The sequence below is a fragment of the Paraburkholderia fungorum genome, assembly GCF_046027605.1.
Lineage (GTDB): Bacteria > Pseudomonadota > Gammaproteobacteria > Burkholderiales > Burkholderiaceae > Paraburkholderia > Paraburkholderia fungorum_F.
In genome coordinates this window covers 33,393-45,793 of sequence record NZ_JAQQEF010000035.1, presented here as the reverse complement: position 1 = coordinate 45,793, position 12,401 = coordinate 33,393, and the positions used below count along the sequence as shown (strand labels likewise).

The window sequence follows — 12,401 nt, the reverse complement described above, 5'->3', positions numbered from 1 at the left end:
GTCATGACGAGGCGCCTCCCTCGCCTCCATTGCTCTCATTGGCCGCTGCCGTGCGCGCCGCATCCTCTTCCTGCAACTTGCGCCACAGAATCTTGCCGCTGCCCGACTTGGGTAACGTTGTCACGAACTCGACAATGCGCGGCGCCTTGTAAGACGCCATCTGCTCATGCGCCCAGTCGATGACCTCCTGCTCGCTGAGCGTGCCGGCATGCGCCGCAGCGGGCACCACCAGTGCCTTGACGGTTTCGCCGCGCTTCGCGTCCTTCACGCCGATCACGCACACCTCCTGAATAGCCGGATGCCGGTACATCAACGCCTCGACCTCCGCGGGCCACACCTTATAACCCGATGCATTGATCATGCGTTTGAGGCGATCGGTCATGAAGAAATACCCGTCCTCGTCGATATGACCGAGGTCGCCGGTACGCAGAAAGCGCTTGCCGTCGAGTTCGATAAACGCTTCTTCAGTTGCCTTGGGATTGCGCCAGTAACCTTGCATGACCTGCGGCGCGTTCACGATGATCTCGCCGGTTTCGCCTTGCGGGAGTTCCTGCAACGTGACGGGATCGATGACACGCGAGTCCACGTCGAACACCGGAATGCCCAGACATTGCGGCTTCGGCCGATGCGGCGGATTGATGTGCGTGGCGGCAATCGTCTCGGACATGCCGTAGCCTTCGACGTAATCGAGCCCGGTGAGCGATTTGAGCTTTCTGGCAATCGCATCCGGCATGGCGGCGCCACCGCCCCGCGCGCCCGTCAGGCTCGACAGATCGTATTCGCCGAGCTTCGGGTTCGACAGAAAGTCGACCATCATCGCGGTGATCGATTGCCACGCGCTCACGCGATATTTCTGCATGCATAGCGCCGCGGCTTCCCGATCCCAGCGCGGCAACACGACGATCGTTGCGCCCGAAAACACCGCGCTGTTCATGCCCCCTTGCATGCCGGTCACGTGAAAGAACGGCAATACCGATAGATACACACCGTCGGACGGCGACGAGAACCAGACGCAACCGCCGAGCAGCGTGCTCATCACGCTGCGGTGCGTGTGCATGCAGCCCTTCGGCTTGCCGGTCGTGCCGGACGTGTACGGCATCACGCACAGGTCGGTTGGACCGGTGGTGAGCGGACCCGGCGCGATGCGCCGTTCGAGTACCTCGCGCCACGGCGTGACGCCGGGAATATCGAAGGTCTTGCGCGGCGCTGCCACGAATTCCGGCACGGTAATCGGCGACGGGCGCTTCAGATAGTCGCCATAGGTGGCCACGATCGCGTGCTCGATACCCTGCCCTGGACCCGTGCCGATCAGCGGCTCGACGTTCGCGAACAGGCATTGCGGCGCGATGATTGTGGTCGCCCCGCTGTCTTCGACGTAGTGAGCCAATTCGCCGCTCAGGTTCATCGGATTGACCGGCACCACGACGGCGTTCGCACGCAAGATGCCGTAGTAAGCGATGATCCATTGCGGGCTGTTCTGCATGTAGAGCAGGACACGATCGCCCGCCTTGACGTGGCATTCCTGCTGAAGAAATCCTGCGATACGCTCGGCTTCGTCCTTGAACTCGCGGAACGTGACCGGCGAATCATAAAAGACGATGAACGGCTTGTCGGGAAAGCGCGCCGCCGATACCTCGGCGTTATAAAAGATACTGGTTTCGGGCAGCGTCAGATGTAGCGGCACGTGCGGCGGCCAATTCGGGTGATGGCGTTCGTTCATGGGCGTCTCCTGCCTGACTGTCTGTACGCGTTTCACGCTGACGGCGCGCGCGTTGTTCACATCCACCGCGTGACGGACGCGGCTGGCTAACCGCGGCGTCTCCTTGTTCGCAACGCAAGCGCAACGCGGCTGGGTTCTCGCGCTGCGCTATGGGTCGGTCAATCAGACGATGATCGCACCGCCGTCCACCGTGAAATACTGACCCGTGATGTGACGCGACGCTTCACTCGCAAGAAATACGATCGGCCCTTTGAGGTCCTCGTCACCACCGAGACGCTGCAAAGGCGTGTGCGAGACGATGGTGTCTTCGAGTTTGTCGAGCAAGCCTGCCGACATCTTCGAGGGGAAAAAGCCTGGGCAAATCGCGTTGACGTTGATGTTGTACTTGCCCCATTCCGCCGCGAGCGCGCGGGTGAAGTTGATTGCCGCGGCTTTGGACGTGTTGTACGCGATCGTGTTCATGCCGGGGGGCGAACCCTTCAGACCCGCCACCGATGCGATGTTGATGATCTTGCCCGCATGGCGCGGGATCATGCTGCGCTTGCCTACTTCGCGAGCGACGAAGAACGGCGCGTTGACGTTCAGGTTCATTACCTTGTGCCACGCTTCGTCGGGATAGTCTTCGGCGGGTGCGCCCCATGTCGCGCCCGCGTTGTTCACGAGAATGTCGATGTGGCCATGCACGCCGAGTACTTCATCCACGAGACCGGGAATACCCTCGAAGCGCTGCAGATCGTTGACCACGGTCTGCGCCTCGATACCCTTGCTTTGGAGATGCGTTTTCGCTTCCGCGAGTTCGTCGGTTTTGCGGGCGGTGATCGCCACGCGGCAGCCCATTTCTCCCAGCGCCTCGGCCATTTGCAGGCCTAGCCCGCGCGAGCCTCCGGTGATCAGTGCAACCTTGCCGTCCAGTTGAAACAGGTCTTTCACAGACATTACGGTGCGCCTCCGGGTGTGGTTCGGTTGTGCTGCGATGCAGAGTTTTTTATTGCAGGGTTCTGGCCATCATACGTGGCGGAGTTCGGCGTGTAAATAAAAGCACGGTCATTCATTTTCGATGTGGATGGGTGGTTGCCTGCGGCGGTGGGGTTTTCTTGATCTGGGTTTTTGGCCTTTCCTTGATCTGGCTCTTTGGCATTTGATTGATTTTGGCCTTTCCTTGAATTGTTATTGGTCTATTAGCGTTGCCCCTGTGCGGGGCGGCACTTACTTTCTTTGCCGCGGCAAAGAAAGATAAGCAAAGAAAGCCGCTCACACCGCCAGCTCATAAGCGGGGCCCCCGCACAGTCGCGGTAGTGGTGCATCTGGAATCCGTGTTCTCGCACATTCGAAGGGAGTGACAAAGGCGTCATACTTCCGGCGGCGCTGCGCGCGCCGAAGCGTTATTTATGCGTAGTCATTTAGCTGGATTTTTTGCATTTTCATTCGCTAGCAGAGTGAATCTTTAGGATAACTGGGTGCTTCGCCGAGGCGAATCCGATGGTCCTCATACCCCAAACGAACCCACTGGTTTCCCATGCAGCCCCCATCCGCGACGCACGCAGTGCGGAGTGGGAGCTGATGACGCCCTTGTCACTCACGTCGAATGTGCGAGAACACGGATTCCAGATGCACCACTACCATAGCTGTGCGGGGGACCCGCTTATGAGCTGGCGGGGTGAGCGGCTTTCTTTGCTTAGCTTTCTTTGCCGCGGCAAAGAAAGTAAGTGCCGCCCCGCACAGGGGCAACACTAATAGACCAATATCAATTCAAGGAAAGGCCAAAAAGTCAGTTCAAGGAAACCCCAACCACGTGCTGCGATGCAGCGAGACGTTCCTCCTCGCACCAGCATCGCAGCGCATCGCTCCATCGATAGCCAAATCCCGCCACTGGCGGCCAGCACCAACCCCTCAGGTCAGTTTTTTCAACACTAGTGCGTTTGCTGGAGTATTGTTTAAGCGCGCTGGGAGCTTCACAACGTCACTCTTCTACAAGACAGGGAACTCCATGCGGGCAGCAAAGCGCCCGCAGGCGCGTGATTTTTGCATGCAACGATGCGAACTCAACTTTTCGAGGATGGAGAAAACGTGAAAACAGTGAATCTATTGAAGGCGCTTGGCATCGCGTTGTGTGTAGCGACTGCGTCCAGTGCCTATGCCCAGTCCAGCGACGCGATGGCGGCGCCGGCTGCGGCTCCGTCTGCGAAGGCCGTGAAGAGCGCGGACCGCAAGTTAGGGCTGACCGTGCGCAAGGCTCTGTCGAAAGCGCAGGGCTTTGACGTGTCGAACGTGTTTGTTCGGGCACGTGGCGGCGCGGTGACCTTGACTGGATCGGTGCCCGATGGCGCGCAGATCCCGCAAGCGGAGGAAGTGGCAAAGAACGTGGCCGGCGTCAAGTCGGTGAACAACAAGCTGACACTCGGTACGCAAGGCGGTGGCGGCGGGGGTTGATCTCGCCTGGCGATTGAACGACGACTGGTCGCGATAGGCATCGCCGCAAGAACCACGCTGCAGCGATGCCTATCGTCCTGATGTTGTCCTGGTATTTGAAACCATCATCGTCGGGCCAGGCCGACGACTTCACGACATCCGTTTCAGCGTCCCGCCGTACCGCTCACCCGGCGCACAGCGCTCCAGTCCGCTCGCCGGGATGCTAGCGCCTTGTGTTTTGCGCCCCACCACTAGGCGCGCACGAGCCCGGTCATCGGCCGCGTGCCCGCCGTTTGGCCGAACAGCGTGGCGGCCGTGCGTTGCGGATCGAGTCCGAGGCTTTCGCTCGCGGCGCCCGCGATCAGCGCATCCAGTGACAAGGTCGGCTTGAGGTCGCGCGCCTCGTAAAGCTCGCCCGGTTTCAGGCCGGGCCAATCGGCGAGCACGCGTCCGCCCACTACCGAACCGCCCAGCACCATCGCCACCGAGCCGGTGCCATGGTCGGTGCCGCCCGTGCCATTGGCGGCGGCGGTTCGGCCGAACTCGGTTGCCACCACCACGGTCGTCTTGCTCCATGACGGACCCATGCCGTCGCGTAATGCCGCGAGCATCGTGTCGAGCGCTTTCAGCTGATTGGCAAGGCGCGCGTTCTGCGCGGTATGCGTGTCCCAGCCACCGGTTTCGATCATCGCAATACGCGGACCATCGTCGCGCGACAGAAAACCGGCCGCGAGTTTGCCGAGGCTCGCCGGGTCCTGACGCGCGCCGGCGTCACCCGCGAGCCCACGCGCGGTCATCGCCGACTCCCATAGCGGCCGCAATTGCGCATCCTGGTCGTACAGTTGTGAGACCCGCATGAGCAGATCGTCAGGCGCCTGCGGCAAGCCCGAGGGCGCATACGACGTCACCGCCGCGTTGCCGCGCAGCGCCATCGGCACGGTCGGCGCGAAGGCGATCGCGTTCGCGCGCGTGGCCGGCATCGACGCGACGAGCCGGTTCAGCCAGCCGTCCTTCATCTGATACGGCGACGTGCCGCCGGTTTCCAGCACGTTCTGCCCGTCGAAGTGCGAGCGGTCACGATACGGCGACGCCACCGCGTGCACGAACAGCGCCTGATGATCCGCATACATCGCGGCAGTCTGTGCGAGCGAGGGATGCAGCGCGAAGGTGCCGTCCAGCCTGGTCGCGCTCGATGCATCGATCGCAAGCGCACCCCGCAGTGTCGCGTACGCGGGCTCGGCATACGGCACGACGATGTTCAGGCCGTCGGCCGCGCCGCGCTGGATCACGAACACGAAGCGGCGATCGGTGGCCACGCTGGCAAAAGCGATTTGCGGTGACACGAGCATCGCGCCCGCGCCCGCGGCGGCGATGCCCAGAAACTGGCGGCGTGAAAGCATGGGATTCATCTCCGTTGAAAATCCGGCGAGACCAGCAGCAGCGCAATCGCCGTCGACGCGCTTTCGGCCCGCGACACCGCCATGGCCGTCGGCGCACTGAGCGAGCCGGCCAGCAAGGTGGGCCCGAGCGAGCGAGCGTCGAGCCGGTCGCCGACGCGCGAGGCGAAGCGCTGCGCCACTTCGACCCGGCGCACGAGCGAGTCCGGCGCCGCCCAGCTCGCGGCAATGTCGTCGTAACCGGCGGGCGAACCAGGACGCCATACCGGCTGACCGAGTTGCGTCAGAACAGGCGCGGCCTGCAGGTTGCCGAGGTCCTGCCAGCCGAGCCCGCGCATCGAGGAAATGGTCCATTCCCACGGCGTCTTGAACTTCACGGCGACCGGCGACCACGCCTCCCGCATGTCGATCAGCGTCCGGTACACGGTCGGCAGATCGCCGCCGCTGCGCGCGAACGCGCTCGCCAGCCGCGCGCTCACGTCCGGCGGCGGATTGTCCGCGACGAAGTGACGGGCGAGCTTGCCGCCGATGTGCTGCGCTGTCGCGGGCGCGCTGGCGAGGTCGTGCAGGATCGCCAACGCCTGCTCTTCTCCCGGCTGATCGTAGCGGCGCCCCATGATCGTTCTCGCGCCCGGTTCATGCAGCGCGACGCGGAACACGAAGGTGCCTGGGGCGGCGTTTGGTGGCATGGCCTGCCGGCCCGCGCTGCGAGCATTGCCGGGATTGCCCGGATTGCCGGCGAGGCTCCAGCCGGTCAGTGCGCGAGCGAATTCGGTGACGTCGTCCTGGCTATAGCCGCTCCTCACGCCAAGGGTATGCAACTCCATGATTTCGCGCGCCAGATTCTCGTTCAGACCACGCTTGATGTCCGGATTGCGCTGTGCGGCACGCATGGCCGCCATGCTGTCCGGCCCGACCGAGCGCGTCTGGTCAAGGAACAACTGCATGGCCGGATGACGTTCGACCGCGACCAGCATGTCTTCGAAGCGGCCGAGCACGTGCGGGCGGATCGCTTCCGCTTCGAATGAGCCGGCCAGCGCGGCCACACCGGGTTTCTCGGTGGATACCGCGAAATGGTTCGCCCAGAAATGAACCAGCCGCTCGATGAAAGGCGTCGGCGTGGTCAGCGCGCTGACGACCCGCGCGTTCACCGACGAACGGTACATACCGAGGATTTCGCCGCGCAGCGCCTTTCTTTCGGCTTGCTTAGCAGTTTGGGCAGTGGTTTCTGTTGCGGCTTGTCCGGTGCCTTGCGGGTTGGTTTTTCCGTTGGTTTGCGTGCTGACTTGTCCGTTGGCTTGCGCATTCCCCTGGCTAGCCGCCGCGCCTTCGCTGACGTTCTGCGGATTCTGCTGGGTCTGCTGGACCTGCTGATTCAACTGGTTCATCTGCATGCGCTGCTGTGCCAACTCGGTGGACAGCGCGACTGAATCAGGCTGGCTCGCCCACGCGGCAGGCCGTGGCTGATACTGCTCGAACTGCGCGAGCAGCCAGCCTTTCGGGTCGGCGGGCGGCGTGTCGTCGGCACGCGCGCCCAGCCCGAAGCGGTTCAGCGCAATCGCCGCGGGATTCATGTTCGGTGAGGTAGCCATGCCATCCTCTTCGGCGTTGGATATTTCTTTAACTGGGCGCCACGATGAAATCCGTCGCGCCCGTTTAGCATTTTCTTAATCGGCCGCAGCGTTACTCGATGCGTTACTCGATGCGTCACTCGATGCGTCACTCGCGGCCGCATTGCCCGACTTCGCCGGCTTGTTCGCATTGGCGGCCGGTTGCGGCTCACGCCACTGTCCGCGCAGCTTCAGGCTCTCGGCGAATTCGACGCGCTGTTCGGGCGACAGCGTGGCCGCAAAGTCCGCCACACTGCCCTCCACTTTCGCGCGCAGGCTGCTGTCGGCCTCGCGCGTGCGGGCCAGCGCGGCATCCAGCGCCGCACGATCGAATTGCGGCGCGGCCAGCAGGCGCAATACGTCGCGACGTCCCTCACGGCCCTCGCGCGCAAACTGCCGTCCGTCGTGGCGCGCATTCTTCAAACCGTCGGCAAAGGACTTCCGACGCTCAGCCGGCAGCGATTCGGCGGCGAAGCGCAGCGCCGTGTGCTGCTGTGCCATCACCACGCCACCCGCGGCACGCGCGGCAAACCATTGATAAGCACCGCCGAAGATCGCGCCCAGCAAGAACACGTTGAGTACCAGCGACGCCACCAGCACGATTTTCCATGACCGGCCGTTCATTCGCCGCTCCAATCGGCGGGAGAACCACCGAAGCTCGAAGTTAAATAAGAGGATTCATGCACTTGCGGAACGGTCCCCGTCACCACAAAAAACGACACCGCAAAAGCGCCGGCCGCGCCGCCCAGCAGTCCGACGCCGGCCACCGCGGCGCCCGACCACCACCATCGCCGGCGGGGCGAGCTCGGGCGCCGTACCGGTGCGCTGCCGATGATGCGCTGCTGCAGCGCCATGCCAGGCGGCTCGAGCTTATCGGCCGAGAGCCACGCATCGAGGCTGACCGCGTCCGCCAGCGCCGTATCGGCCTCAACACGATGCGCCGCGGCCCAGCGCTCCGCCGCCGCGCGCTCCTGTTGCGGCCAGCGGTGTGGATCTGCGCCGTAGGCTTCGACGATCTGATGGAATCTTTCGGGCGTCATGACTTGTCCTTGCTAAGACCGCTGCCGGCCAGTTGAGCGCGCAGATTGCGGCGCGCGCGTGCCAGCAGACTTTCCAACGCATCGACCGTGATGCCCATCAGGGCAGCAGCGTCGAGGTTCGACATTTCCTGGTAGTAATTGAGCACCAGCGCCTCGCGCTGCCGTGCCGGCAATGCGGCGAGCGCAGCGCGAACACGCTCGTCCCGGTCGCGCGTTTCGAGCATGGCGTCGGGCAGTGCGGCCGGATCGATCTCGTCAGGCAGGTCGTCGTGCGGGACTTCGCGGCGGCCGCGCAAGCGGTCATAGCAAAGATTGAGCGCGACGCGATGCACCCACGTATCGACCTTCGCCTCGCCTTCGCGCCAGCGCGAAGCCTGTTTCCAGATCCGCACGAAGACTTCCTGCGCGACGTCTTCCGCTTCCATGCGATCGCCCAGCAGGCGCGTGGCGAGCGCGAGCAGACGCGGCAGCTTGCGCGCGACGAGCGAGCAGACGGCGGCCGGGTCCTGGCGGGCAACCCGTGCCAGCAGTTCCGCGTCGGGATCGCGTTCGCCATCGGGATGGTCTGCGCGATCGGGATGGCTATCGCCATGGGGCTCGCGTTCGCTCAAGGCGTGCGGCTCCGCAGCGCGCGCCGGGGGCGCAGCGCGAATCGGGTGGTTGTGCGCGCACCGATCCGAACGGCGCACCGCGATTGGACGACTGCGTGCATGGCATCAATATACGACGCTCAACCTTCAGGCCCAATGCCCTTCGACCCAGCGCCAGTTCGGGCCGCGCTGCACCCAATGCCCCGGCACCCAGCGGTAGCCGACGCGAACCGGCCGCCAATGGCCCGGCACCCACACATAACGTCCATGGTCCCAACGCCAGCGGCCTTGATCCCAGACGTAGCCGGCACGCGGCGCCGGCATCACTTCGACGCGCGGCGGCGGTGGCGCCATCGGCGCAACGATCACCGCCTGCGCGAAGGCGGGCGCCGCCGTCAGCGCGGCGGCGCTAGTAATTGCAGCTGCGAGCACCGAGGTCAGAAAGCGGACCGGTTTGGTCGTTGTCATGCTGGTTTCTCCCATCCGAGCCGAAGCCGGAAGCGGCTCCGTTTCTTCTTGAACGCAGCAGCCGGAAAAATCCGTCGCTTTGATTTGCATGGAGAAGAACCGCGCTGAAAGCGTGCGACTCGCGGTGGCCAGAAATCGTTCAAAGTTAAAGAACCGCGTCGATCATCGGGTGAACGGCGAGACTCGGCGGCGCGAGCCGGTGAGGTATCCTTGCTGGTTCCGCGACCTCTACCTGTACCCTGCCCGATGGCCGATTTCCCTTTTGACGCCGTACTCTTCGACTGCGACGGCGTGCTCGTCGACTCCGAACCCATCACCAACCGCGTGCTGACCGAGATGCTCGGCGAGTTGGGCTGGCAATTGAGCGTTGAAGAGACGATGCGCATTTTTGTCGGCAAGGCCGTCAAGGACGAAGCGCCGCTGATCGAAGCGCGCACCGGCTTCGCGATTACGACGGATTGGCTGACGCAGTTTCGTGCGCGCCGTAATGAGGCGCTGGATCGCGAACTGGTGGCGATTGACGGCGCGGCGTCTGCCGTGCGCGCGCTTTACGCGGCACTCGACGGACGCATCGCTGTCGCGTCGGGCGCCGATCGCGTCAAAGTGGAACTACAACTGGCGAAGGCCGGGATTCTCGACTGTTTCGAAGGCCGCATTTTCAGCGGCCACGAAACCCCACGCAGCAAGCCCTATCCCGATGTCTACCTGGCCGCGGCCGCGGGGCTGGGCGTGGACCCGCAACGTTGCGCGGTTGTTGAAGATACCGTCACGGGCGCGACGGCAGGCGTGGCCGCCGGCGCCACCGTGTTCGGCTATTGCCCGAAAGAGCTGGGCCACAGCAGCGCGACCGCGTTGCATGGCGCGGGCGCGGTGCATGTGTTTCGGGACATGGCCGAATTGCCTGGGCTGCTTGCGGGATGGCGAGGCATGCCGCGCTGAGGGCACGCGCCGTTACGCGAATGCAGGATCGATCGGCACGCGATATACGCGATCTTCCACCGCGAGGCGGTTAGGCTCGTTCGCCATAACGGGTGTGACTGTTGGCGGCGCACCGACACCGTCGCGTCGCGAGTCGGGCTATCTCAACCACCTTGCGCGCGCAAAATCGGGCACAGGTGGAGCGCGCGCGGTTCCGCGGTGGGTGGCACGGTGTGTGCAATTGGAATTCATGAGCACCGCGATAACCGGGCTCATTGTTAATCCAACCCTGCCGGAGATCCACCATGAAAACGCTAGTCCTCAAAGATTTGCCCCGCGTCGATGAACTCGACCGCTCGGCTTCGCAATCCATTCGCGGCGGCATTGCCTACCTCACGCGAGAAGCGCCGTCTGCTTGTCCCGGCGGCATGATGCCACCTGTTGTCGTCCGGCGTGGGTGGGAGTGTCCGCCGATTCATTGGGGGTGTGGCCCGGTCTTTCAGCCATATGGGAACCCGCCTTCGCACTGTGAACCGAAGGTGGTGCCGCTTTAGACCGTGCGAGAAACCGAAAGAAGATAGATGGGCCGGCATAAGCGGCTCGTCTATCTTCATTGCGCCTCTTTTCACGCGCCGATCGACGTTCAATCCTGTCGGTGCGCCTTTAGCCACGCGGGCAAACATCAACCGCAATCGGCACACGGCACACGGCACACGGCACACGGCAACGATGTCGCCGCCGTATGCATGGCGAGCCGTGCGATCGCGATCAAGCCTTCGCTACACGACCATAGGTGTCTTCGAAGCGGACGATGTCGTCCTCGCCAAGATAAGCGCCGGACTGCACCTCGATCAACTCGAGCGGAATCTTGCCCGGATTCAGCAATCGATGCGTGACCCCGAGCGGAATGTACGTCGATTGATTTTCCGTCAGGATGATCTCTTTGTCGCCATTGGTGACGACCGCGGTGCCCTTGACGACGATCCAATGTTCCGCGCGATGATGATGCATCTGCAAGCTCAGTTGCGCGCCGGGACTCACGACGATGCGCTTGACCTGGAAGCGCTCGCCGCTGTCGATGCCTTCGTACGATCCCCACGGCCGTACCACGCGACGATGCGTGACCGACTCGTGGCGTCCCATCGCATTCAACTGCTCGACGATCTTTTTGACGTCCTGCGCCTGGTCGCGATGCGCGACGAGCACAGCATCGGCGGTCTCGACGATCACGACGTTATCCAGCCCAATCGCGGCCACCAGCCGGTGTTCTGCGCGGATGTACGAATTGGTCACGGCGTCGGTCAGCACGTCGCCCATCAGCGCATTGCCCTGTCCATCACGCTGCGCAATGTCGGCAAGCGCCGTCCACGAGCCGATGTCGTTCCAGCCCAGATCCGCGACCGCGATCACGGCGGCACGCTTCGTTTTCTCCATCACGGCATGGTCGATCGAGATGCTGGGACAGGTCGAGAAGCTTTGTGCTTCGAGACGGACGAAATCGTTGTCGCGCTGCGCGCCTTCCAGCGAAAGCTCCGCCTGCCTCGCGATGTCAGGCTCGTAGCGACGCAGCTCCTCCATGTAGGTGGACGCTTTCAGCATGAACATGCCACTGTTCCAGTAGTAGCTGCCTTCAGAGAGGAAGCGCTGGGCCGTCTCCGCATCCGGCTTTTCAACGAAGGAATCTACCGTAAAGGTCTGCTCGTCTTCAACGAGGTTCGCACCCGAACGGATGTAGCCATAACCGGTATGCGGTTCGGTCGGCGTGACGCCGAAGGTGACCAGGTAGCCATCTTTGGCGATCTGGGCCGCGGCGCCGGCCGCTTTGACGAAAGCCTCTTCGCCTTTGATCACGTGATCGGACGGCAGAACGAGCAGTAACGCGTCCGGACTTTCTCGCAAGGCCAGTAACGCCGCCACCGCGATAGCCGGCGCCGTGTTGCGGCTGGACGGTTCGAGCACGATCGCCGACGACACGACGTCGACCTGGCGCAACTGCTCGGCGACAAGAAAGCGCTGTTCATTATTTGTGACGACGATCGGCGACGCGACGTCGGCGATACCGCGCAGGCGCAGTGCGGTTTGTTGAACTAGCGTGTTTTCGCCCGTCAACTTGAGATATTGCTTCGGATATCCGCCGCGCGACATCGGCCACAGCCGCGTGCCGCTTCCGCCGCAAAGGATTACGGGATGAACGCGCATGGTCTACCTACCTTTCCATTTACTTTTATGAGTTGGAAACATTCTTATGG

General features: G+C 63.2%; 12 protein-coding genes. 2 read left to right on the top strand and 10 right to left on the bottom strand.

The window, feature by feature from the left end; all coding sequences use genetic code 11:
* Window position 1: 1 nt before the first annotated feature.
* The 3 genes from PQR53_RS34880 to PQR53_RS34870 form a co-directional block, all read right to left on the bottom strand.
* Entirely contained in the window at window positions 2–1,720 is a 1,719-nt protein-coding gene (locus tag PQR53_RS34880; RefSeq protein WP_408464517.1) for a long-chain fatty acid--CoA ligase, read from the bottom strand.
* Window positions 1,721–1,882: 162 nt separating this feature from the next.
* Window positions 1,883–2,656 (bottom strand): SDR family oxidoreductase, encoded by a 774-nt coding sequence (locus PQR53_RS34875; RefSeq protein WP_408464515.1) that lies wholly within the window; start codon window positions 2,654–2,656, stop codon window positions 1,883–1,885.
* 112 nt (window positions 2,657–2,768) lie between these two features.
* Window positions 2,769–2,975 carry a hypothetical protein gene (locus tag PQR53_RS34870; RefSeq protein ID WP_408464513.1) on the bottom strand — a complete coding sequence of 69 codons (207 nt, stop codon included), beginning with the start codon at window positions 2,973–2,975 and terminating at the stop codon, window positions 2,769–2,771.
* Window positions 2,976–3,787: 812 nt separating this feature from the next.
* On the opposite strand from PQR53_RS34870, the gene PQR53_RS34865 reads away from it, so the two are divergent.
* Window positions 3,788–4,150 (top strand): BON domain-containing protein, encoded by a 363-nt coding sequence (locus PQR53_RS34865; RefSeq protein ID WP_408464511.1) that lies wholly within the window; start codon window positions 3,788–3,790, stop codon window positions 4,148–4,150.
* A 230-nt stretch (window positions 4,151–4,380) separates the two neighbouring features.
* Here the strand turns inward: PQR53_RS34865 and PQR53_RS34860 are convergent, their stop codons facing one another.
* The 6 genes from PQR53_RS34860 to PQR53_RS34835 all read right to left on the bottom strand — a co-directional run bounded on the left by PQR53_RS34860 (window position 4,381) and on the right by PQR53_RS34835 (window position 9,234).
* Complete coding sequence (locus PQR53_RS34860; protein WP_408464509.1) at window positions 4,381–5,529, bottom strand: DUF1501 domain-containing protein; 1,149 nt, start codon at window positions 5,527–5,529, stop codon at window positions 4,381–4,383.
* A 5-nt stretch (window positions 5,530–5,534) separates the two neighbouring features.
* Complete coding sequence (locus PQR53_RS34855; RefSeq protein ID WP_408464507.1) at window positions 5,535–7,118, bottom strand: DUF1800 domain-containing protein; 1,584 nt, start codon at window positions 7,116–7,118, stop codon at window positions 5,535–5,537.
* Between the two features lie 75 nt (window positions 7,119–7,193).
* On the bottom strand, window positions 7,194–7,760 hold the full coding sequence (locus PQR53_RS34850; protein WP_408464505.1) for a periplasmic heavy metal sensor: 567 nt from the start codon (window positions 7,758–7,760) through the stop codon (window positions 7,194–7,196).
* Window positions 7,757–8,176, bottom strand: a complete 420-nt coding sequence (locus PQR53_RS34845) for a hypothetical protein (protein WP_408464503.1) — start codon at window positions 8,174–8,176, stop codon at window positions 7,757–7,759. The genes PQR53_RS34850 and PQR53_RS34845 overlap by 4 nt, the downstream gene beginning before the upstream one ends.
* A complete protein-coding gene (locus PQR53_RS34840; protein ID WP_408464501.1) occupies window positions 8,173–8,787 on the bottom strand; it encodes an RNA polymerase sigma factor in 615 nt (204 codons plus the stop codon). The genes PQR53_RS34845 and PQR53_RS34840 overlap by 4 nt, the downstream gene beginning before the upstream one ends.
* A 126-nt stretch (window positions 8,788–8,913) precedes the next feature.
* Window positions 8,914–9,234, bottom strand: coding sequence for a YXWGXW repeat-containing protein (locus PQR53_RS34835; protein ID WP_408464499.1), 321 nt, complete (start codon window positions 9,232–9,234; stop codon window positions 8,914–8,916).
* 246 nt (window positions 9,235–9,480) lie between these two features.
* On the opposite strand from PQR53_RS34835, the gene PQR53_RS34830 reads away from it, so the two are divergent.
* Window positions 9,481–10,173, top strand: a complete 693-nt coding sequence (locus tag PQR53_RS34830; protein WP_408464497.1) for an HAD family hydrolase — start codon at window positions 9,481–9,483, stop codon at window positions 10,171–10,173.
* 747 nt (window positions 10,174–10,920) lie between these two features.
* On the opposite strand, the gene PQR53_RS34825 is transcribed toward PQR53_RS34830, so the two are convergent.
* On the bottom strand, window positions 10,921–12,351 hold the full coding sequence (locus PQR53_RS34825; protein WP_408464495.1) for a mannose-1-phosphate guanylyltransferase/mannose-6-phosphate isomerase: 1,431 nt from the start codon (window positions 12,349–12,351) through the stop codon (window positions 10,921–10,923).
* Between the last annotated feature and the right edge of the window lie 50 nt (window positions 12,352–12,401).

Bases quoted from the DNA above. Each gene is read 5' to 3' on its own strand.
- PQR53_RS34850 (WP_408464505.1), bottom strand. From the start codon at position 7,760: ATGAACGGCCGGTCATGGAAAATCGTGCTGGTGGCGTCGCTGGTACTC.
- PQR53_RS34860 (WP_408464509.1), bottom strand. From the start codon at position 5,529: ATGCTTTCACGCCGCCAGTTTCTGGGCATCGCCGCCGCGGGCGCGGGC.
- PQR53_RS34880 (WP_408464517.1), bottom strand. From the start codon at position 1,720: ATGAACGAACGCCATCACCCGAATTGGCCGCCGCACGTGCCGCTACAT.
- PQR53_RS34835 (WP_408464499.1), bottom strand. From the start codon at position 9,234: ATGACAACGACCAAACCGGTCCGCTTTCTGACCTCGGTGCTCGCAGCT.
- PQR53_RS34825 (WP_408464495.1), bottom strand. From the start codon at position 12,351: ATGCGCGTTCATCCCGTAATCCTTTGCGGCGGAAGCGGCACGCGGCTG.
- PQR53_RS34845 (WP_408464503.1), bottom strand. From the start codon at position 8,176: ATGACGCCCGAAAGATTCCATCAGATCGTCGAAGCCTACGGCGCAGAT.
- PQR53_RS34855 (WP_408464507.1), bottom strand. From the start codon at position 7,118: ATGGCTACCTCACCGAACATGAATCCCGCGGCGATTGCGCTGAACCGC.
- PQR53_RS34875 (WP_408464515.1), bottom strand. From the start codon at position 2,656: ATGTCTGTGAAAGACCTGTTTCAACTGGACGGCAAGGTTGCACTGATC.
- PQR53_RS34830 (WP_408464497.1), top strand. From the start codon at position 9,481: ATGGCCGATTTCCCTTTTGACGCCGTACTCTTCGACTGCGACGGCGTG.